Consider the following 25,943-nt stretch of genomic DNA (forward strand, 5'->3'; position numbering starts at 1 on the left):
GGCTCAGGCAATCAGCGCCAGCAGCTCTCTCGCTTCGGCCTTGGCCTTGGAGTCGCCGCTAGCGATCACCTGCTTGAGGATGCCGTAGGCCTCTTCCAGGTTGCCTTGGTCGATGCACTGGCGGGCGCGATCGAGGCTCGCCAGCAGTTCGTCGTGCTCGTGGCCGATATCGTCCGGCAGGTCGAAGGTCAGCTCCTCCTCCACGCCCATGGCCTTGCCGCCATGACCGAACATCTCGCCGTGCTCACCCAGGTCCAGCTCGGTGATTTCCGGCAGCTCATGCAGATTGCTGCGAAAGTCCGACGGCACTTCCTGCGCGGCTTTAGGTGCGGCAGCCTTGCCTTGCCTGTTGGAGTCGAAGGGGTTGTCGAGTTTGTCCCAATCCAGGTCCAGCGACAGGTCGCTCAGGTTCATCGCGAAGTCCGGTTGGTCCTGCGCAGCCTTGGGTTGTTCCACGGGCGTGGTCGCGGGTTCGCCGAGCTCCAGGTCGTCCCAATCGGTCAGAGTCTCGCCGGTGGGCGGCTGCAGGCTGTCTTCCGGACGAATCAGCATCGCCGGGTAACGCGACTTGAGCTGGTCAATCTGCTTCTGGTCTCCGCCGACAGCCACCAGCGCGTGCTCTTCCTCATGGAAGCCAGCCACATCGCCCAGCTCAGCCAATACCAGCAGCAGCTTCATGCGCAGCTCGCGGCGATTCGGCTCGGCGTTGACGGCCTTGCGCAGCATATCGCGGGCCTGGGTGAAGCGGCCGTAGGCGATGTAGATATCCGCACCTTCCAGGCTGTCCGCGCTGGCGGCGGGCAAACGGGCGACGCCGGGCTCCGGTGTCGCGACAACCACCGGATGCGGCGTCGGCACGGGAGCCACAACAGCAGCAGCCAGCGGCTTGACCTGCGGAAGCGGCTTCACCGGCTCAGGCGCGGCCGCGCGCAGGGGCGGCATCTCGACCGGTTTTTCCTCGCGTTTGCGGCGGGCGAACAGCAGCCCGACCAGCAGCGCGCCAAGGGCGCCGGCGCCCAGCCAGGGCCAGTAATTGAAACCGGAGCCCTGCGCATCCTGCGCTGGAGTTGCCGGCTGCGCGACGCTCGGAGCGTGATTGTCCTGTTGCGCCGGCACCACGGAATTGGGGGCGGCGGGCACGGCATTGGTCGAGGCGTTGCCGGTCGGTGCGGAGGCTGCCGGGGCATTGCCCACGGTATCCGTGCCGTGGCGGCGATCCAGTTCGGCCTGCAGCGACTGTACCTGCTGGTCGCGGCTCTGCAGGGCCTGCTGGAGGGATACCAGTTGCTTCTGCAGGTCGTCCATGCGCTGGTTCATCTGGTCGCGCTGGGCGTTGGCCAGGAGCAGGTCGGCTTCCACTTTATTGGCGACGTTCGCATCGGCGACCGGTGCGGCAGCGTTGCCCTGGGCCTGAGCCGGAGCGCTGGCCGCAGCAGTGGCAGGTGCCTGCGGTGCGCCATCGGCGGCCGGCGCGGGAGCGGAAGCAGCAGGCTGCGGCGCCGAGGCCGTGTTGGCGCTGCCGGCGTGCTGCTGGCCCTGCGGCAGGACCAGCGTTTGACCCACCTTCAGGCGGTGCGGGTCACCATTGACGAAGGCCTGCGGATTCAGCGCGACGATGCTGTCCATCAGTTGCGCGCGCGAGGCGCCACTGCCCGTCAGACGCGAACTGATCTTCCACAGCGTGTCATTGCGCACCGTGGTGTAGCGGCCATCACCCGCCGGCAGCGGCGGTTGTGCCGGCGCGCGGTGCACGGGCTCCGAGCGGTAGGCGTCAGGACGGTAACCCGAAGAGCGCGAAGGCGCGACGTCGCGCGCCGCGACATTGGCGGCCACGCTGCGGTTGGCGCTGTACTCCGGCGGATCGATCAGCACGGTGTACTCGCGCAGCATGCGACCGTTGGGGCGCTCCACAGCGATCAGGAAATTCAGGTAAGGCTCGTGTACCGGTTGCGTGGACATCACCTTGATGTAACCACGACCATTGCGGATCACCGGCGTGAAACGCAGGTTCTGCAGGAACACGAAGCGATCGACGCCAGCGTTCTCGTAGTCCTCGGGACTCGCGAGTTTGGCGATGAGTTCGTCGGAGGTCATGTCGCCGGTTTCGAGCAGGGCGATCTCGGCATCCAGCGGCTGGTTCAGCCCGGAGTGCAGCGTGATATCGCCGAGCCCGAGGGCATTCGCGTGAGCGGAGACAAAAACCGAAAGTGCGGCAAGCGTCAGCGGAATTCTATTTATTCGAGCCATAACCCCATCCCATTGTCCGGGTCTGCACGCCATTCCCTGACCACTCAAGAGCGGCAGGTTGAACCTGTCCACACACTGGACCCATGCCGGACTGCAGACCACAACGCACCACTCCTCTGTACCTTGCAGGGTACAGGCCGTCTGATATCACGGATTAGGTGGTGGCCAGGGTTTGGTCAAGATAAATCGTCGAAAAACCGGCGAATGGTTAGGGGGTGGATAGCGAATGGCCAGCGGCCCGGTAAGGGACCGCCAGAAAAATGGCTACTTTACCCGAATAACGTGACGAATTGCTCAGTTTCGCTCGAGATTGCCGAGAATCCGGCTGAGCGTTTTTTGACACAGCGCGATTTCTTCTTCCGATATCCCCGACAGCACTTCATTGCGAACGGCGGCGGCAATGTTTTCGATATCGGCGATAAGAACGTCTGCCTTGGGGGTGAGGGCGATGCGTTTGGCGCGGCGATCTTCGGCCACTGCCTGGCGACGGACCAACCCCTGGGCTTCGAGACCATCGAGCAGGCGGGCCAGTGTCGGACCTTCGACACCTACCGACTGGGCCAGCTCGCGCTGGGTCGGGGCGGCGGCGTGACGGGCCAGGTGCAGCAGCACCAGCCAGCGAGCCTGGGACAGGCCGAGGTGGCTGAGACGCCGGTCGAGTTCGGCCCGCCATGCACGCGAAGCCTGGGCCAGTTGGGTACCGAAATAGTGCTTATCGTTGTCTGACATTGTGCTGCGTACGGTAGGAGGTTGGTCGGCTAATTGATTTGACTAATTATTAGCCAGCTAATCAAGCCCGTACAATGACAGATTGTCGCAGGGTGTAAATCGTCGTCTCACCATTTCGCATACTGGTCTTCGACGAACCCCCAAAGATTCTCGATGCGCACCTCGGCTTGCCCCACCGGGCGCAGCACGCCGCTGAAGCGCCCGAATATCTGCTTGAAGTTGCTGGCCAGCACGCCGAGATTGAGGCGTTCCTGGTGCAGGCCGTGAGCCTCGAAGCACAGCTCGACCTGACCGTCGTAGGAACGAATGGTCCAGGGCTTGAGTGGATGGTCACGGTCGAACTCGAAGCGCACCGTGTCGACTTTCACCAGTTTGCCATCGAGCCAGTAGCAGTTCTCGGTAAAGCTGGTCTCGTTGACGCCACACGACAAGTTCAGGCCGATGCGCCGGCCCGCGGTCTCGCCGGACAGGCAGGCCCAGTTCCAGAACGTCTCGCGGCGCATGTAGCCGGCGGACCAGTCGTGGTGCGCGTAGGCATCCAGCTCGCGCAGGTCGTAGTTGCCCAGCGCGCTGCGTACCTCGCCGTGGCAGTGCACGCCGGCCACCTTGCGCGCGTAGACCCAGCCGTTCACCGCCGTCGGCGTGCAGATGCTCATGGGCTCGAAGACCGGTTCCTCCTCGCTGAAGCGCGCGTCTATGCGTGTGCCGTCGTCCAGTTCGACCAGCAGGCGCTTCTCGAAGGGCGAGGAGCTGTTCTCCAGGCGCAGCAGGTTGCGCCCCTGGCGCAGTTCACAGACGCCATCGTTGGGTGCCTGCGAGAAATTCGTCCCCATGCCCAGCGGGCACTTGAACTGGCGCTCGATCATCCGCCCGCTCTCGGGGTGGTAGAGGTAGACGAAACCGATGGTGAGCAGGCTGACATCCGCCAGTGCACATCCGCCGATCAGCGTCGGGCTGATCAGGCCGAAGTACTGGAACTGGTGAAAGCTGCGCCACTTGCTCAGCGCACCGAGGCGACGGCCCATCGGCGAGCGGAAGTCGAAGTCGCGGTAATTGATGGTCGCCGGGGTGCCGGGAAAGATGCCGTAGTGCGGTTGGCCGTTGGGCTGGATCAGCTGCTGCATGGGCTCGAGCTCGGTGGCGGGATGCGGCGCATGCTAGCACCGCGCCTGCGCGCGCCGCAGTCACGCACGGCGCCAGCTCGGGGGACCGAATGGGCCATCAGGCAACAACCTGATTACGCCCGAACGCCTTGGCCTCGTAGAGCGCACGGTCAGCATGCTCATAGATGCTGCGCAGCGGATGGCCGGTCTCCGGCCACAGGCAGGAGACGCCGATGGACAGCGTCACCTCGTCCGCCGTCAGCGACCCTTCGTGAGCGATGCCCAGCGCCTGCACAGACTCGCGAACTACCTCGGCGCGCTCTCTGGCCTCGCGCTCGCTGGCGCCGTAGAGCAACACGGCAAACTCCTCGCCACCCAGGCGCACAGCCATGTCCAGTGGACGCCGCGCGCTGGTCGCGAGCACCTCGCCGATGCGCTGCAGCACGCCGTCGCCTGCCTGGTGGCCATAGCGGTCGTTGTAGGCCTTGAAGTGGTCGACATCGCAGAGCAGCAGCGCCAACCCCACGCTCTCGCGCTGGGCTTGGCGCCACAAACGTTCCAGCTGGCGGTTGAAACTGCGGCGATTGTGCAGGCCGGTCAGGGCATCGTGCTCTGCCATCACTTTCAGCAAGCGGCTGATGAGGAAGTGCTGGCGCGACTTGTAGTCCAGCAAGTAGCAGCCCACCGCACCGACCAGGTTGGCCAGCAGCAGGAACACCACGTTGCTGATCAGCTCGGGCAGCGGCAACCCCGCGTACAGCTCGAAGCCCACGTAGGCCAGCAGGATCACCGACGCGCAGCCCACCGCCTCGGTGAAGCGCAGGCCGATCAGGAAGTAGGCCGCCATGCTGACCAGCAGCAAGCCTTCGTAGGGATAGCGCTGGTCCACGGTATGGGCGATGCCCACTACGGCCGCTGCGCCGATACCGACGCTGAGAATGCAGGCCAGGCTCAGCGGCACCAGCAGGTGGATATGCCGGCGCTGCAGGATCAACCCACCGCAGACGCTCAGCAGCACCAGCACGCCGATGCGCACGGCAAGCATGTCCCAGTGTTCTGCAGTCCGGATCAGGAGAAAATCGATGGCCGCCAGCGCCAGCCAGATCAGCACCCCGATGGTCAGCGCGGTGCGCTTGAGATCGAAGCTGTCTTCGAGCAGGTAATGGCGGTACTGGGTCTCGAGGTCGGGTTCGAAACGCAGGCGGCGAAAGCCCCGGGAGAGCTGTTCGGCATAGGCATTGGAGCGGACGTCGTCCAGCCAGCTTTGTTGTTGTGGCACGCTCACCTCTTCTCGTGGAGGTCTAAGTGCCACCATAGCCTTTCGGGACGCGCGTCACAAGTTTGTCGTTTTGCCCCGTCACTAAACTGACGGAGCAGCGCACTCACCAGCGATCGTCGCGAGAGTTCCGGTAACGGTCGTGCCCATAGTAGGAGTCGTGGCAGTAGCGGCGATCCGAATGCCCACGGTGCTTGCGGCACTCGCGAACCTCGTCATCGTCGTCCTTGGACATGATGACCAGCCCCGCCACCAGCGCGACCGCCGCAACGCCGATCAAGGCGTTCTTGCCGCCCTCGGTCGGCCCGCCGCCGCTGGCGCATCCACTGAGTTGCCCGACGACCAGCAGCCCCGCCACTACCCGCACCCAGCTCGCCATCTGTCACTCCGAAAGTGATTCGTTCTGACAGATAGGACTGATGGGAAACGGCGCCGTCGCTGGCACATTGATATTTCATCTGTAACGCCGCATTTCTGGGCGATCAGACTTCCAGCTCGGCCTGCAAAGCGGCGCGCACGCAGTGCAGGACGCCCAACGGCACGCGGCCTTCGAACAGCTCGGCGATGGCGCTCACCGGCGGCAGTTCGCCGTCCTCGTCGAGGAAGGCATCCTGGACTTCGCCGAGCAGTTCCTCGGGCAGGTCCAGCGCCTGCTCCAGGCTCAGCTGCTGGCGGCCGATGGCCTCGGCTAGCAGGCTGTACACATTCTTCTCGCTGCAATCGAGCTGGCGGGCGATCTGCGCCGGCGTCATGCCGGCGCGGGCCAGGGTCACCAGTTCGTGGCGCAGGTCGGTGACCGGGGCCGGGGTGTCCGGCGCCTTCTCCGACTCGGTGAGCACGTCGAGGAAGGCCTGGCCGTAGCGCTCCAGCTTGCGCGCGCCGACACCACTGACCTGGGCCATGGCAGAAAGCGTGGTGGGCTGACTGCGGAGCATTTCCAGCAAGGTCGCATCGGGGAATATGACGTAGGGCGGCACCGAGTGCTCCTCCGCCAGCTTGCGCCGCAGGGCGCGCAGGGCTTCCCACATTTCGCGCTCTTCCTGGCGCACCAGTTGGCTGGCGGGGCTGGCGCCACCGGAGGAGGAAGACTTGCTGCGCTGTGGCTTGGGATCGCGGCGCAGGGCCAGCGTCTGTTCACCGCGCAGCAGCGGACGGCAGGCCTCGGTCAGGCGCAGGCCGTTGAAGCCGTCGACGTCCACGTCGGCAAAGCCACGGGCAACCAGTTGGCGGAACAGCGTGCGCCACTCGTCCTCGCCACGGGACTTGCCGATGCCGAACACCGCCAGGTGCTGGTGCCCGACGCTGCGCACCTTTTCGGTGTCCTTGCCCAGCAGCACGTCCACCAGGTGGCCGACGCCGTAGCGCTGGCCGCTGCGGTAGATGGCCGACAGCGCCTGGCGCGCGGGCTCGGTGGCGTCCCAGGTTTCCACGCCGTCGACGCAAATGTCGCAGTGGCCGCAGGGGTTGGGCATCACCTCGTCGAAGTAGGCCAGCAGGGCCTGGCGGCGGCAGCGGGTTTCCTCGCAAAGCGCCAGCATGGCTTCGAGTTTGTGCCGTTCGACGCGCTTGTGGCGCTCGTCGCCCTCGGAGTTCTGCATCATCTGCCGCAGCAGCAGCACGTCCTGCAGGCCGTAGGCCATCCAGGCGTCGGCGGGCAGGCTGTCGCGGCCGGCGCGGCCGGTTTCCTGGTAGTACGCCTCCAGGCTCTTGGGCAGGTCCAGGTGCGCGACGAAGCGCACGTTGGGCTTGTCGATGCCCATGCCGAAGGCGACGGTGGCGACCATGATCAGCCCTTCCTCGTTGAGGAAGCGCTTCTGGTGGAAGGCGCGCAGGTCGTTGGACAGCCCGGCGTGGTACGGCAGCGCCGGGAAACCTTGGTTGGAGAGGAACTCGGCGACTTCCTCGACCTTCTTGCGCGACATGCAGTAGACGATGCCCGCGTCGCCGCGCCGCTCGCTGAGGAAGCCCAGCAGCTGCTTGCGCGGCTGCTCCTTGGGCACGATGCGGTAGAAGATGTTCGGCCGGTCGAAGCTGGAGAGGAACTGCTCGGCGTTCTGCAGGTGCAGGCGCTGGATCATCTCCTCGCGGGTGCGCATGTCCGCCGTGGCGGTCAGGGCGATGCGCGGCACATGCGGGAACAGCTCGGCGAGTTGGCCCAGCTGCAGGTACTCAGGACGGAAGTCGTGGCCCCATTGCGACACGCAGTGCGCTTCGTCGATGGCAAACAGGCCAATCTCCAGGCGCTGCAGGAAGGCCAGCATGCGCGGCTGCACCAGGCGTTCCGGGGCGAGGTAAAGCAGCTTGATCTCACCGCGCTGCAAGCGGTCGGCAATATCGCGCTGGGCTTCGGGGCTCAGCGAAGAGTTCAGTGCCGCCACTGGCACACCCAGCTCGTCCAGCGTGGCGACCTGGTCCTCCATCAGCGCGATCAGCGGCGAGACCACTACCGTCAGGCCTTCGCGCAGCAGCGCCGGGACCTGGAAGCACAGCGACTTGCCGCCGCCGGTGGGCATCAGCACCAGCGCATCGCCGCCGCCGGCTACACGCTCGATGATCCGCGCCTGATTGCCGCGGAAGGCGTCGTAACCGAAAACGTCTTTGAGGATGCGCAGGGCCTGATCGAGCATGAGGGACTCCGAATGAAGCCGCGCATTATACGCAAGCGATCCCGCTACGACCGGCACCTTGTCCGGGAAACCGCGGAAAAATCCGTCACATGCGTCCGAACCCCGTGTCGGCGCGGGCTGCAAGGGCATTTGGCTTTTGCCGCGAGCCAGCGGAAAGACTACAATTCGGGACCGATCACCTCCGAGGTAGTACCCGATGTCCTTCGCCGACCAATTGTCCCGCCTGCAAGCCTTTCTCGATGCCGATGATCTGCACGAGGAAGCCTTGGACTACGTGGCGGCACACGGCTACCTGACCGCCCTGGCGATCTGCCCGGAGGAAGTGCCGGAGCGCGAGTGGATCGATGCGCTGTTCGCCGAGCCGCCGCACTACCGCAGCGAAGAAGAGCGCAGCGAGATCGAATCCACCCTGGTCCAGCTCAAGGCTCACATCATCCGCCAGATGGCCGGTGACGAGGAACTGGAGCTGCCCTGCGAGCCCTACCTGGGCGACGAGCCGGACGACTCCGATATCCGCGGCTGGTGCATCGGCTTCATGGAAGGCGTGTTCCTGCGTGAAGCAGTTTGGTTCGAGCAGGCCGAGGAAGAGGTCAGCGAGCTGCTGCTGCCGATCATGGTCGGTTCCGGCCTGTTCGACGAACAGCCCGAGTTCGACGAGATCGCCAGCGACCGCGGCCTGGTGGACGACATGGTCGCGCAGATCCCCGAGTTGCTGACCAACCTCTTCCTGCTGTGCCAGGCGCCGGAAGAGAAGCCGGCGCTGCTGAAGCCGCGCACTCACTGATCCGCCACCGGAGCTGCGCCGCGCGGCTCCGGAATCGTTTCGCGCCAGTCGATGCCTCGAGAAATCCGCCAGAGCCGTCACGCCTGGGTTCGCTACTGCCTGCTCGGCGTCGGCTGGCTCAGCGTGGCGCTGGGCGTGATCGGCATCTTCCTGCCGGTGCTGCCCACCACGCCCTTCCTCCTGCTCGCCGCCGCCTGCTTCATGCGCAGCTCCCAGCGCTTCTACGACTGGCTGGTGAACCACCCCAGGCTCGGCCCGTGGATCCGCGACTACCTGGACGGCGAAGGCATCCCGCTCAAGGGCAAGGTCTACGCCATCGGCCTGATGTGGTGCAGCATCCTGATCTCAGGCTTTGTGGTGCAGCGCCCCTGGGCCTGGGCGTTCATGCTGACCAGCGCCACGCTGGTCAGCATCTATCTGATTCGGATGAAAACGCGGCGGCTGGACTGAGTCTTTTGCGGGCTCGAATACTGCCTCCTGCCCCTCCCTCTGAGCCCCGCCAAGCCCCGTGCTGCGGGGCCTTGCACCCAACGGCGATACGCCAGCGCAAGTTTTCGAAGAGCGCCTAGACTCCACACATCCCACATGGAGCGCTGGCGATGCAGCCACCCCGAGGAGCCCCCCGGCTGTTCGCCAGCCCGCTGCGTCTGCGGGCCGGCGTGCTGCTGCTCGCTCTCCTCGCACTGACAGCCGGCGCAGCCTGGAACTTTGACACCATCCTGAAGAACGCCGAGCAGAAGTACGGCAACCTCGGCACCGCCAAGACCCGCATAGAATCCTGGGGTCGCTTGATCCAGGACAGCGAAAACCTCGACGAGCCCACCAAGCTCAAGGCGGTCAATGCCTTCTTCAACGGCGCCCTGGTCTTCACCGACGACCGCACCGTCTGGCGCCAGGAGGACTACTGGGCGACGCCGGTGGAATCCCTCTACAAGGGCGCCGGCGACTGCGAGGACTACTCCATCGCCAAGTTCGTCACCCTGCGCCGCCTCGGGGTCGCCAGCGACAAGCTGCGCATCACCTACGTCAAGGCGCTGCAGCAGAACCAGGCGCACATGGTGCTCACCTACTACGCCTCCCCCACTGCCGAGCCGCTGGTGCTGGACAACCTGATCCCGCAGATAAAGCCCGCCTCCCAGCGCAAGGACCTCCTGCCCGTCTACGCCTTCAACGCCGAGGGGCTGTGGCTGCCCGGCCCCGGCGGCGGCAAGCGCACCGGCGACAGCAAGAAGCTGTCACGCTGGCAGGACCTGTTGACCAAGATGCGCGCCGAGGGCCTGGACCTCGACGAGACGCGATAGGAGAAACCCGGCATGTCATTGCTCAAGCAACTGTTCCTGGCGATCTGCCTGTTCCTCGTGGTGGCCTTCGCCGGCAGCTTCGCCGCCAGCCTGGAAAGCTCCCGCGAGCAACTGATCGGCCAGTTGCGTTCCCACGCTCAGGACGCCGCCACCGCGCTGGGCCTGTCGCTCACACCGCACGTGGACGACCCGGCGATGATTGAGCTGATGGTCAGCTCGATCTTCGACTCCGGCTACTTCGCCACCATCCGCGTGGTGAGCATTCCCGAGGGCAAGGTGATAGTCGAGCGTGACAGCGACACGCAGAACCAGCAGGTGCCGGCCTGGTTCGCCAAGCTGGTGAACCTCAAGGCCCAAGGCGGCGACGCCCTGATCATGCGCGGTTGGGAACAGGCCGCGCGGGTCGAGGTGGTCAGCCATCCGCAGTTCGCCCTGGCCAAGCTGTGGGACGGCGCGCTGGGCAGCCTCGCCTGGCTGCTGGCCTGCGGGCTGGTCAGCGCCATCCTTGGCGGCTGGCTGCTGCGCACCCAGCTCAAGCCGCTGGATCAGATGGTGCAGCAGGCCCACGCCATCACCCGCCGCGAATTCCTCACCCTGCCCAAGGAACCGCGCACCCCGGAACTCAAGCGCGTGGTGCAGGCGATGAACCAGATGGTCGACAAGCTAAAGGCGCTGTTCGCCGAGGAAGCCACCCGCAGCGAGAAACTGCGCGAGGAGGCCTACCAGGACAGCCTCTCCGGCCTGGCCAACCGCCGCCTGTTCGACGCGCGGCTGGATGCACAACTGTCCCCCAGCGAACAGAACGCCGCCGGTTATCTGCTGCTGCTACGCCTGAACGACCTCGCTGGGCTCAACCAGCGCCTGGGCGGGCAGCGCACCGACGCGCTGATCCGCGACGTCGCCGAGTTGCTGGAGCGTGAGCGCGAGACCCACGGCACCCCGGACTGGCTCGCCGCGCGCAGCCGTGGCGGCGAGTTCACCCTGCTCGCCCCCGGCGTCGACAGCGCCAGCGCCGAACTGCTGGCCGACCAGCTCAGCGCCGCCCTGGAGAACCTGCGCAGCACCGGCGCCAGCGATTGCAAGCCGGTGGCACACCTTGGCCTGGCGGCCTTCCGCCCCGGCGAATCGGCGGCCAGCGTGCTGTCCCGCGCGGACCAGGCACTGGCGCAGGCGCAGTCCTCGCCGGATCGTCCCTGGCAGCGCCTGGACAGCTCCGGCGGCCAGCCCGCGCAGGACTCCCGCGCCTGGCGCGAATGGCTCGACGATGCCCTGCAGAAAGGCAAGCTGCAGCTGTGGTTCCAGCCGGTGCGCGCCTGCGCCGAGAAGGGCGAACTGCTGCACCAGAAAGTCCTCGCGCGGCTGCTCGATCCCCAGGGCGAGGCCGTCGCGGCCGGGCAGTTCCTGCCGTGGATCGAGCGCTTCGGCTGGTCTGCGCGCTTCGACCTGGCGATGCTCGAACACGCCCTCGCCCACCTCGCCCAGCAACCGGCGCCGCTGGCCTTGTCGCTGTCGGCAGAAACCGTGCGCAGCGCCGAGCCGCTGCGTCAGCTGTTCGAGATCCTCCGCGCCCATCCGCAGGAAGCGCAGCTGATGATCCTGGAAGTGGACGAGCGTTACCTGCCGCCGCCGGCAGAGCTGGAGAAGCTCGCCCAGTCGGTGCAGGACGTCGGCGCCAAGCTTGGCCTGCAGCACTTCGGCGGACGCTTCAGCCTGATCGGCAACCTGACCCGCCTGGGCCTTGCGTACCTGAAGATCGACGGCAGCTACATCCGCGCCATCGACCAGGACAACGACAAGCGCCTGTTCATCGAGGCCATGTATCGCGCGTCCAACAGCATCGACCTGCCGCTGATCGCGGAGATGGTCGAGACCGAGGGCGAACTGGCCGTCCTGCGGGAGATGGGCATCGCCGGCGCGATGGGGCGGCTGGTCGGGGCGCCGAAGCCTTCGCAGAGGAATGGAGGGTAGAGGATCGCTGCCTGGTCGGCTCCTACAGGGGAATGCCGTGCCATGCGGTTCGCGAGCAAGCTCGCTCCTACGAAGACCCACTCCGCTCTGGCTCTGGCGTTGGCTTTGGCTCTGAAGACTTCCAGGGAAATATCCGCGCACTCCGACTGCCCCGTTCAGGAGGCCTCGTTGAGCGGGGTTTCAGGGGTTGAGCGACATGGATGTCGCGAGAGCGCTGTCGGGCCAAGGATGGCCCGTCAGCGCGTGCCCCTGAAACTTCGCTTCAACGAGGGAATTTTTCGCCTAAAGCGAAAAACCGGATGTTCGGGGCAACACTTTTTGGTTCCTTTTGTGAGGGCGGCTATCCGACGTTTGCCAAAAGGGACTCGCCGAGAGGCGAAACCAAATATCCCAGCGCATACCGATGCGACGCTGGAACATCCAGGCCAACGCAGCATCCCGACAAAACCGGAGCCAACGCCAGCGCGGTAATGACCCGTCTCTACCGCGAAGCGCCGACCGACACCGGTTCGCGAGCAAGCCCGCTCCTACAAAACACAGCGCGAAACCTCAGCCCTTCTTGCCCTTCTTCGCACTGGCGTAAGCCGCCTCCAGCGCATCGTTGATGGTCTTGAGGACCTTCACCCGCGCATAGCGCTTGTCATTGGCTTCCACCAGCGTCCAGGGCGCGATCTCGGTGCTGGTACGGTCGACCATGTCGCCCACCGCATCCACGTAGAGGTCCCACTTGTCGCGGTTGCGCCAGTCTTCCTCGGTGATCTTGAAGCGCTTGAAGGGGATCGACTCGCGCTCCTTGAAGCGCTCCAGCTGGGTCTCCTGGTCGATGGACAGCCAGAATTTCACCAGCACGATGTTGTAGTTCGTCAGCTGCTCCTCGAAGTCGTTGATCTCCGCATAGGCGCGCAACCAATCTGCATCCGAAGCAAAGCCCTCGACCCGCTCCACCAGCACGCGGCCGTACCAGGAACGATCGAAGATGGTGAATTGCCGGCGCGCCGGGATGTGCCGCCAGAAGCGCCACAGATACGGCTGCGCGCGCTCCTCCTCGGTAGGGGCGGCGATCGGCACGATGCGGTACTGACGCGGGTCCAGCGCATCGGTCACGCGACGGATCGCGCCGCCCTTGCCGGCGGCGTCGTTGCCTTCGAACACGGCGATCAGCGAATGGCTGCGGAAGCGCTTGTCGCGCATCAGCGTGGCCAGGCGCGCCTGCTCCTTGGCCAGCTGTTCCTTGTACTGGTCCTTGTCCAGCGACAGGCTCAGGTCCAGCGCATCCAGCAGGCCCTTGTTGTCCAGGCTGGAGACCAGCGGCGCAGCATGGGGCTGCGGGGTCGGGCGGTCCTTGCGCTTGAGCGCGGCCTGCAGGCTTTCGAGAATAGTGCGGCCGACCGTCAGGCTGCGGTAGCGCTCATCGGAGCCCTCCACCACGTACCAGGGCGCATAGTCGCGACTGGTGCGGCGCAGCACGCGCTCGCCGTAGCGCACGAACTTGTCGTAGACCTCGCTCTGCTTCCAGTCGATCTCGCTCAGCTGCCAGCTGCGGGTCGGGTCGTTCTCCAGCGCCTTGAGGCGCTCCTTGAGCTGCTTCTTGGAGAGGTGAAACCAGAACTTGAAGATCAGCGCGCCTTCGTCGGAATACATCCGCTCGAAGCGTTCGGCATCGCTGATCAGGCCATCGAGCTGGCTGTCCTTGATCTCGCCGGTGACCCGCGCATAAAGCATCTGGCTGTACCAGTTGCCGAAGAAGATACCGGTCGTACCCTTGGGCGGCAGGCGGCGCCAGAAGCGCCACTGCGGTGGCCGCGAGAGCTCCTCGTCGGTGGGCAGGAGGAAGCTCTCCACCCGGATCAGCCGCGGGTCCATCCACTCGTTGAGCAGCTTCACCGTCTCACCCTTGCCGGCGCCCTCGATGCCGTTGATCAGGATGATCACCGGGAAGCGCGCCTGCTGCTTGAGCTCGTACTGCGCCTCGAGCAGGGCTTCGCGCAGCACCGCGACTTCCTTCTCGTAGGTTTCCTTGTCGATGGAATGACCGATCTCAGCGGATTCGAACATGCAGCTCTCCTTGTTTCGAAGTGAATAGAAGGTAGCGGATGTGACGCAGGCTGTCTGCGCGGCGGATCGGCTAAACTGCCGGCTTCGTTTCACAACCCTGCCCCCACATGCCAGACATCAGCAGCGCCCAGATCGACTGGGACGAGAACGGCCAGCCGACCTCCCGCGTCTACGGCGACGTGTATTTCTCTCCCGTCTCCGGGATCGCCGAAACGCACCACGTGTTCATCGACGGCAACCGCCTGCCCGAACGCTTCGCCGCACTGCCCGCCGGGGGGCGCCTGTGCATCGGCGAGACCGGCTTCGGCACCGGGCTGAACTTCCTCTGCGCCTGGCAGTTGTTCGAAGAGCGGGCGCCGAGCGATGCACGGCTGCACTTCGTCAGCGCTGAAAAGTACCCTGTGGCGCCGGAGGACCTGCGCCGCGCCTGCGCCCTTTGGCCGGAGCTGGCGCATCTGTCAGAGCAGTTGCTGGAGCAGTACGTGGCGATCAACCCCGGCTTCCAGCGCCTGGTCTTCGCCGAGGGCCGCGTGGTACTGACCCTGCTGGTGGGCGATGTGCTGGAAACCCTGCCCGAGCTGGACGCACGCATCGACGCCTGGTTCCTCGACGGCTTTTCCCCGGCGAAGAACCCGGAGATGTGGAACGACGCGCTCTACGCCCAGCTCGCTCGCCTCTCGGCGCCGGGCACCACCATCGCTACCTTCACCAGCGCCGGCTTCGTCCGTCGCGGGCTGGGCGCGGCCGGCTTCAAGATCCGCCGCACCCTGGGCTTCGGCAAGAAATGGGAGATGTCCCAGGGCGAATTCCTTGGCAACGAACAGCCGGCCGGCAAACCCTGGTACAGCCGCCCCGTTCACTCCAAAGGCCCTCGGGAAGCACTGGTGATCGGTGGCGGCATGGCCGGTTGCGCCAGTGCCGCCAGCCTGGCCACGCGGGGTTGGAAAGTGACGCTGATCGAGCGCCACGCGGGCCTCGCCGAAGAAGCCTCGGGCAACCCGCAGGGCGTGCTCTACCTCAAGCTGTCCGCCCACGGCACCGCGCTGTCACGGCTGATCGTCAGCGGCTTCGGCCACACGCGGCGGCTGATCCAGCGCCTGCAGAAAGGCGAGGAATGGTCCGATTGCGGCGTTCTGCAACTGGGCTTCGATGACGCCGAGACTCAGCGCCAGGCGAAGCTGGCCGACGCCTTCCCGCCGACGCTGCTGCGTCAGCTGGACAAGGCCGAGGCGGAATCCATCGCCGGCATCGGCCTGCCGGCCGGCGGGCTGTTCTACCCCGAAGGCGGCTGGGTGCATCCGCCCGCGCTGTGCCGGCATCTAGCAGCGCATCCGAATATCCGCGTGCTGACCGGCAAGGAAGTCCTCCTGCAACGCGAAGCCGATGGCTGGAGTGCTTGGAGCGGCGAGCAGAAGCTCGCCGGCGCGCCCGTCGCCATCCTCGCCACCGCCGCCGAAGTGCGTCGTTTCGCAGGTGCCGAGTCGCTGCCGATGAAACGCATCCGCGGGCAGATTACTCGCGTGCCGGCCACCGCCGAGAGCGCCGTGCTGCGTACCGTGGTCTGCGCCGAAGGCTACGTCGCCCCGCCGCGTCACGGCGAGCACACCCTGGGCGCCAGTTTCGAATTCAAACGAGACGACACTGAGCCATCATTGGAAGAACACCTGGGCAACCTCGACCTGCTGGCGGAGATATCCACAGACCTGAGCGAGCGCCTGCACATCGCCCAACTAGACCCGGCAACGCTGCAGGGCCGCGCCGCCTTCCGCTGCACCACCCCGGACTACCTGCCGCTGGTGGGCCCGTTGGCGGACTGCGAGGCCTTCACCCAGGCCTACGCGGTGCTCGGCAAGGACGCGCGCCAGGTGCCAGAGACGCGCTGCCCCTGGCTCGACGGGCTGTACCTGAACAGCGCCCATGGCTCGCGCGGGCTGGTCACCGCGCCGCTGGCCGGCGAACTGCTGGCGGCCTGGATCGACGACGAGCCGCTGCCCGTGCCGCGCGCCGTGGCGGAGGCCTGCCACCCGAACCGTTTCTTCCTGCGCGACGTAGTGCGCGGCCAGAAGAACCCCTGAACACCTCGCAGCCCCTCGACAGGGTCGCGACCAGCTTCCAGAGCGGACTACCGACATGGATGCACTGCTGCTTGAATCATCCGCCATCGGCCTGATCCTCGGGCTGCTGCTGGGCCTGACCGGCGCCGGCGGCTCGCTGGTGGCACTGCCCCTGCTGCTCAGCCTGCACCTCCCACTGCACGACGCCATCGGCGTCAGCCTCGGCGCTGTCGCATTGTCGGCAGCCATCGGCGCGGTGCCGCGCGCACGGCAGGGCCAGGTGGCGTGGAAGCCGCTGTTCTGGCTGGTAATCACTGGCTGGCCGGGCAATGCCGTCGGCCAGTGGCTGGGCAAGTTCGTGCCGGACGCTTGGCTGATCGTCGGCTTCTGCCTGCTGGTACTGTGGTCGGCCTGGCGCATGTGGCAGGGCTCCAGCCAGCCACGCACCTGCGACAAGCCGATGCACAACGGGCCGCTGCTGGGCGTCGGCCTGGCGGTGGGCTTGCTGTCCGGCCTGATGGGCGTGGGCGGCGGGTTCCTGATCGTGCCGGGGTTGCTGTGGTTCACGCCGCTGTCGATGCTGGCGGCGACGGCGACCTCGATGGCGGTGATCGCACTGGTGTCCGGCGGCGGCTTCCTGCTCTATCTCACCCATGCACAGCCGCCGCTGCCTTTGCTGGCGTGCCTGGCAGCGGGCGGCGCGCTCGGCGTGCTATTCGGCAATCGCCTCGCGGTACGCCTGGGCGGCGCGACGCTGCAGCGCCTGTTCGCGCTGATGCTGGTGGCGGTCAGCCTGTCGCTGGCCGCACAGAAACTGATGAGCTGATTGTCGTCGAAAGGGCCTAGAACTCTTCTTCCTCGGCCTCGGCTCCCGGCGTCTCGAACAACTCGGCGGCGCGCAGCAGCCCGGCGAGGATGGCGTGCTGCTCCCACTCGGGCAGCCCGGCGAAACGCTCCAGGGCATGCTCCGGCAATAGCGCGGGGCCGTGTTTGAGGGCCTTGCGCCCGTCGGATTCGAGGCTCATCCACTGCTTGCGCCGATCATCGTCGTCGCGCCGGCGGGCCAGCAGCCCTTTGCTTTCCAGGCGAGTCAGCGCGCTGGAAATGGACGACTGCGACAGCGCCACCTGCCGCGCCAACTGACCAGCGGTTATCTCCCCCTCCAACTCCACCACCTGCAGGATCAGTAGCTGCAGCGGCGTCAGTTCGCCGTCGCGGCCCAGGCTCTTGGAGTGCACTTCCGCCGCCTGCTGCAGCCGTCTCAGGGCCTGCAGCATGGAGAGTGCGTGGGCGTTGCGCATCGAAGTCTTGCTGTCGGCCATCTCAGTCCACCTGCTGCTCCGTCATTTTTTCTCAATGAAATCAGATAGAACTCTCGCCAGATCGACGGGTCATCCCCTAAGGCGTTCCTGAGGCGCCACCCACTTCATCCCCAACGGAGATCCGGTAAGGACATGTGCGGAATAGCAGGAGAGTTACGTTTCGATAAACAGGCTGCGGACCTTGCCGCAGTCGAACGCATCACCCATCACCTGGCCCCGCGAGGTCCCGATGCCTGGGGCTTCCACAGCGAAGGGCCGGTGGCCCTCGGGCACCGGCGGCTGAAGATCATGGACCTGGCCGAAGCATCCGGTCAGCCGATGATCGACACTTCGCTGGGCCTGTCGCTGGTATTCAACGGGGCAATCTACAACTACCCCGAACTGCGCGGCGAGCTGGAAGCCCTTGGGTATCGCTTCTTTTCCGGAGGCGACACCGAAGTACTCCTGAAGGGATACCACGCCTGGGGCGAACAACTATTGCCACGCCTCAATGGCATGTTCGCCTTCGCCATCTGGGAACGCGACAAACGGCGCCTGTTCATCGCCCGCGACCGCCTCGGTATCAAGCCGGTGTACCTGTCGCAGACCGGCAAGCGCCTGCGCTTCGCCTCCAGTCTGCCGGCACTGCTCAAGGGCGGTGATATCGACCCGGCGCTGGACCCGGTGGCACTCAACCACTACCTCAACTTCCACGCCGTGGTCCCCGCGCCGCGCACCCTGCTGGCCGAGGTGCAGAAACTGCCGCCGGCTACCTGGATGACCATAGACGCTGATGGCCACACCGAGCGCCAGCGCTGGTGGACCCTGGACTACGGCCCGCTGCCGGATGAGCGCGAGCTGACCCTGGACGACTGGGAAGACCGCCTGCTGAGCAGCCTGCGCGATGCCGTGAGCGTGCGCCAGCGGGCCGCCCGCGAAGTCGGCGTGCTGCTCTCCGGCGGAGTGGACTCCAGCCTGCTGGTCGGCCTGCTGCATGAAGCCGGCGTCGAGAACCTGCTGACCTTCTCCATCGGCTTCGAGGATGCCGGCGGCGAGCGCGGCGACGAGTTCCAGTACTCCGACCTGATCGCCAAACGCTACGGCACTCGTCACCACCAACTGCGCATCGACGAGAACGAAGTCATCTCGCAGCTGCCGGCGGCGTTCCGCGCCATGAGCGAGCCGATGGTCAGCCACGACTGCATCGCCTTCTACCTGCTCTCGCGAGAAGTCTCGAAGCACTGCAAGGTGGTGCAGAGCGGCCAAGGCGCCGACGAGCTGTTCGCCGGCTACCACTGGTACCCGAAGGTGGCCGGCGCCAAGGACCCATTGCAGGCTTACCGCGCAGCGTTCTTCGACCGCACTCACGGCGAGTACCTGGACACCGTGCGCGAAGCCCTGCGGGTGGAGGACGTCGCCAGCGACTTTGTCCGCGAGCACTTCGCCCAACCCGGCGCGGATGACCCGGTGGACAAGGCCCTGCGCCTGGACAGCACCATCATGCTGGTCGACGACCCGGTCAAGCGCGTGGACAACATGACCATGGCCTGGGGCCTGGAGGCCCGCGTGCCGTTCCTCGACTATCGCGTGGCGGAGCTGTCGGCGCGCATTCCGTCGTGCTTCAAGCTCGGCGACGGCGGCAAGCAGGTGCTCAAGGCCGCCGCGCGCAAGGTCATACCCAGCGAGGTGATCGACCGGCCCAAGGGCTACTTCCCGGTGCCGGGCCTCAAGCACCTGCAAGGCAATACCCGCGCCTGGGTCAGCGAGTTGCTGCTGGACCCGAGCCAGGATCGTGGGCTGTTCGAGACGGCGATGTTCGACCGCCTGCTCAGCGACCCGGCAAGTGACCTCACCCCGCTGCGTGGTTCCAAGCTGTGGCAGTTGGCAGCCCTCAACCTCTGGCTGACGGAACAAGGCCTCTAGAGCTCGGCAGCGCCGCCTCGCGCGGCGTTGCCTTTTCCTTCAGCCCAGGACAGAAGCCTTATCAGGGAGCGCAAGATGAAACCCCATTCCAACCTGCCCCATCCCCACAACCAGCGGCTGCTGCGCGGCCAGACACCGACCTACGAGCGCCTGCAGGCGCGCTTCGCCGGGGATCACGCGGAAAGTCATGGCCCGCTGATCCTGCAGTGCGGCTGGGGTCGCCTGCTGATCGGTCACACCTTCTCCAGCCCGGACAAGCTCGCCGCCGAGCTGCTCAACGAACAGCCCGGCGAACGCGACATCGCCCTTTACGTCGCCGCGCCGCAGCAGGTGCTGGCCCACGCCCCGCAGCAACTCTTCCTCGACCCGTCCGACGCGCTGCGCCTGTGGTTCACCGACTACCGCCCGGCGCGCCGGCCCTTCCGTGGCTTCCGGATTCGCCGTGTGCACAGCGATGACGACTGGACGGCAATCAATCGCCTGTACCTGTCGCGCGGCATGCTGCCGGTCAACCCTTCCAACGTCACGCCGCGCCACCAGGGCGGCCCGGCCTACTGGCTGGCAGAAGACGCCGAAACCGGCACGGTGATCGGCACGGTCATGGGCATCAACCACGCCAAGGCCTTCCGCGACCCGGAGGGCGGCTCCAGCCTCTGGTGCCTCGCGGTAGATCCGCAGTCCAGCCGACCGGGCGTCGGCGAAGCGCTGGTGCGCCACCTGATCGAGCATTTCATGAGCCGAGGTCTTGCGTACCTGGATCTGTCGGTGCTGCACGGTAACCAGCAGGCCAAGTCGCTGTACCGCAAGCTGCGCTTCCGCGAGCTGCCGACCTTCGCGGTGAAGTGCAAGAACGGCATCAACCAGTCGCTGTTCCTCGGCCCCGGCCCGGAGGAAGGCCTCAACCCATACGCCAAGATCATCGTCGACGAAGCACATCGGCGCGGTATCGAAGTACAGGTGCAGGACGCCGACGCCGGTCTTTTCACCCTGACCCAGGGCGGCCGGCGCATCCGCTGCCGTGAATCGCTGTGCGATCTCACCAGCGCCGTGAGCATGAGCCTGTGCCAGGACAAGACCCTCACCCACCGCGCCCTCGACCGAGCCGGCCTGCGCCAGCCGCAGCAGCGGCTGGCTGGCAGCGAGCAGGAGAATGCCGAGTTCCTCAAGGAGCACGGCACGTTGGTGGTCAAGCCGGTGGACGGCGAACAGGGCCAGGGCGTCGCCGTGGACCTGCGCACACCAGAAGAAGTGGAGGACGCCATCGCCCACGCGAAGCAGTTCGACACCCGGGTGATCCTCGAGAGCTACCACCCCGGCCAGGACCTGCGCATCGTGGTGATCGGCTATGAAGTAGTGGCCGCCGCCATCCGCCGCCCCGCCGAGGTGATCGGTGATGGCCGGCACAGCATCCGCAAGCTGATCGAGGCGCAGAGCCGCCGTCGCCAGGCCGCCACCGGCGGCGAGAGCCGCATCCCGCTGGACGCCGAAACCGAACGCACCCTGAGCGCCGCCGGCTTCAGCTACGACGACGTGCTGCCCAGCGGCCAGCGCCTGGCCGTGCGGCGCACCGCCAACCTGCATACCGGCGGCACCCTGGAAGATGTCACCGAGCGCCTGCACCCGGCGCTCGCTGACGCCGCCATCCGCGCGGCGCGGGCGCTGGAGATTCCGGTCACCGGCCTCGATCTGCTGGTCACCGAGGCCGATAAGGCAGATTACGTGATCATCGAAGCCAACGAGCGGCCGGGTCTGGCCAACCATGAGCCGCAACCCGTCGCCGAGCGCTTCGTCGACCTGCTCTTCCCGCTCAGCCGCGAACTGCTGCACCGCGACAACCGTGACCAGCCACACTCCAACGTGGAGGCCCCGGCATGACCCAACTGCCACAACCGGACCTGAACTACCTGCAGCGCGTGCTGCTGGAAATGCTCGCCATCCCCAGCCCTACCGGCTTCACCGACACCATCGTGCGCTACGTCGCCGAGCGGCTGGAGGAGATCGGCGTACCCTTCGAAATGACCCGCCGCGGGACCATCCGCGCGACCCTGCTGGGCCGGCGCAAGAGCCCGGACCGCGCGGTCTCGGCGCACCTGGACACCATTGGCGCGATCGTCCGCGAGATCAAGCCCAACGGCCGCCTGGCACTGGCGCCGGTGGGCTGCTGGTCGAGCCGCTTCGCCGAGGGCAGCCGCGTCACGGTGTTCTGCGAGAACGGCGTGTTCCGTGGCAGCGTGCTGCCGCTGATGGCCTCCGGGCACGCCTTCAATACCGCCGTGGACTCTCTGCCGATCAGCTGGGACCACGTCGAGTTGCGCCTGGACACCTACACCGCCAGCCGCGCCGACAGCGAGTCCCTGGGCGTCGCCATTGGCGATTTCGTCGCCTTCGACCCGTTGCCGGAGTTCACCGAAAGCGGCCACATCAGCGCCCGCCACCTCGACGACAAGGCCGGCGTCGCCGCGCTGCTCGCCTCGCTCAAGGCCATCGTGGAAAGCGGCCAGGTGCCGCCCATCGATTGCCACCCGCTGTTCACCATCACCGAGGAAATCGGCTCCGGCGCGGCCGGCGCGCTGCCCTGGGACGTGAGCGAGTTCGTCGGCATCGACATTGCCCCGGTGGCCGAGGGGCAGAACTCCAGCGAGCACGCGGTGAGCGTGGCTCTCCAGGACTCCGGTGGGCCCTACGACTTCCATCTTTCCCGCCACCTGCTGCGCCTGGGTGAGCGCCATGAGGTCGCCGTCCGGCGGGACCTGTTCCGCTACTACCACAGCGACGCGCAATCGGCGATCACCGCCGGCCACGACATCCGCACCGCCCTGCTGGCCTTCGGTTGCGACGCCACCCACGGCTACGAGCGCACCCACATCGACAGCCTTGCCGCCCTGGCGAAACTGCTGACGGCGTACATGCTCAGCCCGCCGGTGTTCGACAGCGATGCGGAACCCAGCGAAGGCACACTGGAGCGCTTCAGCAAGCAGCTGGAGCATCCGGTACACATGGAAAGCACCACCCACGTGCCGCCGGTGGACGACCTGATAGACAGCGGCGATGGCTCGTCCGACAAGGGCAAGGAGCCGGACAAGGGCAAGAAGTGAAGCTGCGTTGAGCGCAGCGCGGGACTACAATCCCGCGCTGCGATTCACGAGTAGCCCGCCATGCTGATTCCCTTCGAGCTGATCGAAGCCGACACCCTCAACAACCTGCTGGAAGACTTCGTCACCCGCGAAGGCACCGACAACGGCGACGACACGCCGCTGGACGTGCGCGTGGAGCGCGCGCGCCATGCACTCAAGCGCGGCGAGGCGGTGATCGTCTTCGATCCGGAAAGCCAGCAGTGCCAGCTGATGCTCAAGGCCGAAGTGCCGAAGGAATGGCTGGAGGACTGAGCTGCCTGATGAAAATGGGCTTTTGTCAGAACGGTTTCACCCGCGACTTCGACAAACAGGATCAACCGCAACCCTCTCCCTGAAGGGAGAGGGTGTTCGCCGCGAACGACGAAGCATCCTGAAACAAGAATCAGGGCGTAGGGCGGATAACGCCAACGGCGTTATCCGCCGGATACTGAACAGCTCAGGGCGCCAGACGCGGCCCGAGCAGCACCACGCTGGCGCCGATCACGCACAGCGCCACGCCGACCCAGTCGCTCCACAGAGGACGACTCTTCTCGACGAAGGCCAGCCAGAACAGCGACGCGGCGACGTAGATGCCGCCGTACGCGGCATAGGCGCGCCCGGCGTAGTTCGCCTCGACGCGGGTGAGCAGCAGGGCGAAGACCGTCAGGCTGAAAAGGCCGGGAATTATCCACAGGGCGCTCTTGTCCAGGCGCAGCCATAGGTAGAAGGCGTAGCAGCCGGCGATCTCGCAGAAGGCGGCGAGGACGAACCAGAGGTAGTTGATCATGGGGTTCATTCCGTGACGGGAAGTACGCCGGTCAGCCGCGCAGGCCGCCCTCGCGTTCCCAGGCGCAGCGCACTTTCAGCTCACCTTCGCGGGGGCTGTGGAAGCCGTTCTCGGACTCCCAGCGGAAGGTGTGGCTGCCGTTGACTTCGGTTTCCAGATGCACCACCGCGCTGGCCCAGTAGAGGCGGCGCAGCAGGGCTTCGAACTGTTCGACCCAGAGTTTCCACTCGTACTCGATGGTCTGGTAGCTGGCGCCGAAATGGATCACCTGGGATTGGTAGAGGCCCGCGCCTTCGGTCTCGCAGCGGCTGAACATCTCGCGGCCGAGGAACGGCCAGGCCTCGCCCATGGGCAGGCTGTCGAGCACCTTGCGGTTGGCGGCACGGCGCAGGCGGCGCTCCATCGAGTCGCCGGGCCAGTCGCGGATGCAGCCATAGACGATGGATTCACAGTGCAAGCGGATTCTTCCTTCAATGACACCGGAGCCTTCTAACACAGGCCTGGCATGGCGCAAAGCGCGAATCCCCGCAGCTGCGCAGTAGCCCGAAAAAGCAAAAGCCCCGCGAAATGAGCGGGGCTTTCACCGGGGTCCAACGTACATCAGCCAGGCAGGCCGGTGACTAAAACTAACCCTTTGCACCGGCCTGGGCAAGCCCTCTCTTTCATTGCACCGAAAGGGGGCATATTCCTTGTTCAGAACCTGCTTTACGATCTTGCGAGCTAGAGCATTTCTCAGCTGCACTCAACGCAGTTATGCCGACGCGCAGCAGATCGTAATCAGGCTCTCAGCTCAGGCTACGGCGCTTGGCTTGCATCTTCTCGGCCATTTTCGCCATCTCGTCGTAGATCGCCTGGGGGTTCTGCTGCTTGATCTGCCAGGCCATGCGGCCCTGTTCGTGGGGCAGGATCATGAAGACGTCGCGGGCCACTTCCTGGTGGATGTAGTCGGCGATGTCGGCGGCGCTGATGGGCGAGCTTTCCAGCAGCTTGCCGACCTGGGTCTTCATTTCCGGACTCGGGCCGCGGAAGGAATCCAGCAGGTTGGTCTGGAAGAACGACGGGCAGACCACGTGGACCTTCACGTCCACCAGGCTGAGGTCGGCCAGCAGGCTTTCCGAGAGCGCCACCACGCCGGCCTTGGCGACGTTGTAGTTGCTCATCGCCGGGCCCTGCATCAGAGCGGCCATGGAGGCGATGTTGACGATGCGTCCCTTGCTCTTTTCCAGCAGCGGCAGGAAGGCCTTGCAGCCCTTGACCACACCCATCAGGTTGATCGAGATCTGCCAGTCCCAGTCTTCCAGCGACAGTTCGCTGAAGAAGCCGCCGGACGCGACGCCGGCGTTGTTGACGATGATGTCGATGCCGCCGAATTTCTCTTCGCAGGACTGCGCCAGCTGGGTCAGCTGGCTGTAGTCACGCACGTCGCAGCGCTGGGTGAAGCCGTCACCGCCGGCGTCGCGCACCAGCTTCAGGGTTTCCTGCAGGCCTGCTTCGTTTACGTCGGCCAGCGCCAGCTTCCAGCCCTCGCGGGCCCAGCGCAGGGCGATTTCGCGTCCGAGGCCGGAACCGGCGCCGGTGATCATGATGCGATTTTGCATAGGGGAGGTCTGCCTTTTCTTGTCTTGTTCGGGACGGGCAATCGACAGGGTTTGTCGACGACTGTGGGCCGAAGTGTAACCAAGGCTTTCTGCTCTCAGCGGCGAAATCAGGGCGCTGAATGCCCCTGGCAAACCGCCGGCGCACCAGCAGTTCGCGGGTTGCGCGGTCAGGCCTGGAGGAGCACGCAGAGCTTGCCCAGCACCAGGGCGATACCGGCGGAGACAAGAAGGTGAGCGGCGCAGTTGATGCGCTCGCGCTTGAGCTGGGCGAAACCGCTGATACGGTAGCGCAGCATGAAGACCCCCAGCGCCACGGGAAGGGCCGGGCCAAGGAAGGCGAACTGCCAATAGCGATCGGGGTTGACCACCGGGTCCAGAGTCATGGCTTCGGCCAATGGCGGCAGGCCCAGCCCGCACTGGACGAGCAACCACACCACGCCCAGCACAACCAGTACAACGCCCAGCATCCCTACGACTCCCTGATGGCAAAGGCCCAGTATGTTAGTACAGGAGCCCCACGAGGGCTGTGCGACGAATCACCCTGCGGCGTATCGGCGCTGTGACGTAGGTGGGGAAAACGGATACCCGCCGGAGCGAAGGCCGAACGATCGCGGACGACGTCCGCTCCTGCGCAGGTGAAGGATGCGGTGTATTCGTAGGAGCCACTGCTTTCTTCTGTAAGCCCGCACCTGGGATTGCCCTCTCCCCCACCCTGGCTGCGCGCCCCGCTCCGAAGGGAGAGGGAGCAGATCGTGCCAGCTGACGCCATGGTTTCACCGTCTGCACGACGGTCCCTCCCCCGCTTGCGGGAGAGGGTTAGGGAGAGGGCGCTCTAACAGCCTTCAGATCCGTCCGAGCAACAACAACACCAGCAGCACGACCAGCACCACGCCAATCACACCGGAGGGGCCATAGCCCCAGTTACGCGAGTGGGGGAAGACCGGCAGGCCGCCGATCAGCATCAAGATCAGGATGATCAACAGGATAGTCCCGAGTCCCATATCGTCTCTCCTCTTTCAGTCGACGAGGGGCGATGGCTCGCGGGATGCGATAGGCCAGCGCTTGTAGATACCGACC

Annotated in this window: 23 protein-coding genes; 10 read left to right on the plus strand and 13 right to left on the minus strand. The window is 65.8% G+C overall.

Annotated features, from left to right (window positions below):
* Positions 1-3: 3 nt before the first annotated feature.
* From IB274_RS01850 to recQ, 6 genes are all read right to left on the minus strand, one after another.
* Positions 4-2,247, minus strand: coding sequence for a FimV/HubP family polar landmark protein (locus tag IB274_RS01850; RefSeq protein ID WP_192430407.1), 2,244 nt, complete (start codon positions 2,245-2,247; stop codon positions 4-6).
* A 294-nt stretch (positions 2,248-2,541) separates the two neighbouring features.
* Positions 2,542-2,976: a transcriptional regulator SlyA gene (gene slyA, locus IB274_RS01855; RefSeq protein ID WP_192430408.1), complete on the minus strand. Its 435-nt coding sequence runs from the start codon at positions 2,974-2,976 to the stop codon at positions 2,542-2,544.
* Positions 2,977-3,083: 107 nt separating this feature from the next.
* Positions 3,084-4,100 (minus strand): DUF2804 domain-containing protein, encoded by a 1,017-nt coding sequence (locus IB274_RS01860; protein ID WP_192430409.1) that lies wholly within the window; start codon positions 4,098-4,100, stop codon positions 3,084-3,086.
* Between the two features lie 97 nt (positions 4,101-4,197).
* Positions 4,198-5,394, minus strand: coding sequence for a diguanylate cyclase (locus tag IB274_RS01865; RefSeq protein WP_192430410.1), 1,197 nt, complete (start codon positions 5,392-5,394; stop codon positions 4,198-4,200).
* A 67-nt stretch (positions 5,395-5,461) separates the two neighbouring features.
* Complete coding sequence (locus IB274_RS01870) at positions 5,462-5,734, minus strand: hypothetical protein (protein ID WP_192430411.1); 273 nt, start codon at positions 5,732-5,734, stop codon at positions 5,462-5,464.
* A 103-nt stretch (positions 5,735-5,837) separates the two neighbouring features.
* On the minus strand, positions 5,838-7,982 hold the full coding sequence (gene recQ / locus IB274_RS01875) for a DNA helicase RecQ (RefSeq protein ID WP_192430412.1): 2,145 nt from the start codon (positions 7,980-7,982) through the stop codon (positions 5,838-5,840).
* 196 nt (positions 7,983-8,178) lie between these two features.
* Between recQ and IB274_RS01880 the strand changes: the two genes are divergently transcribed.
* The 4 genes from IB274_RS01880 to lapD all read left to right on the plus strand — a co-directional run bounded on the left by IB274_RS01880 (position 8,179) and on the right by lapD (position 12,035).
* Positions 8,179-8,766: a YecA family protein gene (locus IB274_RS01880; RefSeq protein WP_192430413.1), complete on the plus strand. Its 588-nt coding sequence runs from the start codon at positions 8,179-8,181 to the stop codon at positions 8,764-8,766.
* A 51-nt stretch (positions 8,767-8,817) separates the two neighbouring features.
* Entirely contained in the window at positions 8,818-9,216 is a 399-nt protein-coding gene (locus IB274_RS01885; RefSeq protein WP_192430414.1) for a YbaN family protein, read from the plus strand.
* 149 nt (positions 9,217-9,365) lie between these two features.
* Entirely contained in the window at positions 9,366-10,067 is a 702-nt protein-coding gene (gene lapG / locus IB274_RS01890) for a cysteine protease LapG (RefSeq protein ID WP_192430415.1), read from the plus strand.
* A 12-nt stretch (positions 10,068-10,079) separates the two neighbouring features.
* A complete protein-coding gene (lapD, locus tag IB274_RS01895) occupies positions 10,080-12,035 on the plus strand; it encodes a cyclic di-GMP receptor LapD (protein WP_192430416.1) in 1,956 nt (651 codons plus the stop codon).
* 549 nt (positions 12,036-12,584) lie between these two features.
* Here lapD and pap read toward each other — a convergent pair.
* Positions 12,585-14,090, minus strand: coding sequence for a polyphosphate:AMP phosphotransferase (pap, locus tag IB274_RS01900; RefSeq protein WP_192430417.1), 1,506 nt, complete (start codon positions 14,088-14,090; stop codon positions 12,585-12,587).
* Between the two features lie 107 nt (positions 14,091-14,197).
* On the opposite strand from pap, the gene mnmC reads away from it, so the two are divergent.
* Together mnmC and IB274_RS01910 are read left to right on the plus strand one after the other, a co-directional pair.
* A complete protein-coding gene (gene mnmC, locus IB274_RS01905) occupies positions 14,198-16,165 on the plus strand; it encodes a bifunctional tRNA (5-methylaminomethyl-2-thiouridine)(34)-methyltransferase MnmD/FAD-dependent 5-carboxymethylaminomethyl-2-thiouridine(34) oxidoreductase MnmC (RefSeq protein WP_192430418.1) in 1,968 nt (655 codons plus the stop codon).
* A 55-nt stretch (positions 16,166-16,220) separates the two neighbouring features.
* Positions 16,221-16,970, plus strand: coding sequence for a sulfite exporter TauE/SafE family protein (locus tag IB274_RS01910; RefSeq protein ID WP_192430419.1), 750 nt, complete (start codon positions 16,221-16,223; stop codon positions 16,968-16,970).
* 16 nt (positions 16,971-16,986) lie between these two features.
* Here the strand turns inward: IB274_RS01910 and IB274_RS01915 are convergent, their stop codons facing one another.
* A complete protein-coding gene (locus tag IB274_RS01915) occupies positions 16,987-17,466 on the minus strand; it encodes a MarR family winged helix-turn-helix transcriptional regulator (RefSeq protein ID WP_192430420.1) in 480 nt (159 codons plus the stop codon).
* Between the two features lie 132 nt (positions 17,467-17,598).
* On the opposite strand from IB274_RS01915, the gene IB274_RS01920 reads away from it, so the two are divergent.
* The 4 genes from IB274_RS01920 to IB274_RS01935 all read left to right on the plus strand — a co-directional run bounded on the left by IB274_RS01920 (position 17,599) and on the right by IB274_RS01935 (position 22,754).
* On the plus strand, positions 17,599-19,368 hold the full coding sequence (locus IB274_RS01920; RefSeq protein ID WP_192430421.1) for an N-acetylglutaminylglutamine amidotransferase: 1,770 nt from the start codon (positions 17,599-17,601) through the stop codon (positions 19,366-19,368).
* 75 nt (positions 19,369-19,443) lie between these two features.
* Positions 19,444-21,243, plus strand: coding sequence for an N-acetylglutaminylglutamine synthetase (gene ngg, locus IB274_RS01925; protein ID WP_192430422.1), 1,800 nt, complete (start codon positions 19,444-19,446; stop codon positions 21,241-21,243).
* The gene (locus IB274_RS01930; protein WP_192430423.1) at positions 21,240-22,463 is read left to right on the plus strand and encodes an osmoprotectant NAGGN system M42 family peptidase; all 1,224 of its coding nucleotides are present in this window, start codon (positions 21,240-21,242) and stop codon (positions 22,461-22,463) included. The genes ngg and IB274_RS01930 overlap by 4 nt, the downstream gene beginning before the upstream one ends.
* Positions 22,464-22,523: 60 nt before the next feature.
* Positions 22,524-22,754: a YheU family protein gene (locus IB274_RS01935; protein WP_192430424.1), complete on the plus strand. Its 231-nt coding sequence runs from the start codon at positions 22,524-22,526 to the stop codon at positions 22,752-22,754.
* Positions 22,755-22,938: 184 nt separating this feature from the next.
* Here IB274_RS01935 and IB274_RS01940 read toward each other — a convergent pair whose 3' ends face one another.
* From IB274_RS01940 to IB274_RS01960, 5 genes are all read right to left on the minus strand, one after another.
* A complete protein-coding gene (locus IB274_RS01940; protein ID WP_192430425.1) occupies positions 22,939-23,268 on the minus strand; it encodes a YnfA family protein in 330 nt (109 codons plus the stop codon).
* A 31-nt stretch (positions 23,269-23,299) separates the two neighbouring features.
* Entirely contained in the window at positions 23,300-23,725 is a 426-nt protein-coding gene (locus tag IB274_RS01945) for a hypothetical protein (protein WP_024766159.1), read from the minus strand.
* 328 nt (positions 23,726-24,053) lie between these two features.
* Positions 24,054-24,866, minus strand: coding sequence for an SDR family oxidoreductase (locus IB274_RS01950; protein ID WP_192430426.1), 813 nt, complete (start codon positions 24,864-24,866; stop codon positions 24,054-24,056).
* Between the two features lie 167 nt (positions 24,867-25,033).
* Positions 25,034-25,333 carry a hypothetical protein gene (locus tag IB274_RS01955; RefSeq protein WP_192430427.1) on the minus strand — a complete coding sequence of 100 codons (300 nt, stop codon included), beginning with the start codon at positions 25,331-25,333 and terminating at the stop codon, positions 25,034-25,036.
* Between the two features lie 375 nt (positions 25,334-25,708).
* Entirely contained in the window at positions 25,709-25,867 is a 159-nt protein-coding gene (locus tag IB274_RS01960) for a DUF3309 family protein (protein WP_017522017.1), read from the minus strand.
* Between the last annotated feature and the right edge of the window lie 76 nt (positions 25,868-25,943).

Origin of the sequence: Pseudomonas sp. PDM18, assembly GCF_014852585.1 — a bacterium.
Classification (GTDB): Bacteria; Pseudomonadota; Gammaproteobacteria; order Pseudomonadales; family Pseudomonadaceae; genus Pseudomonas.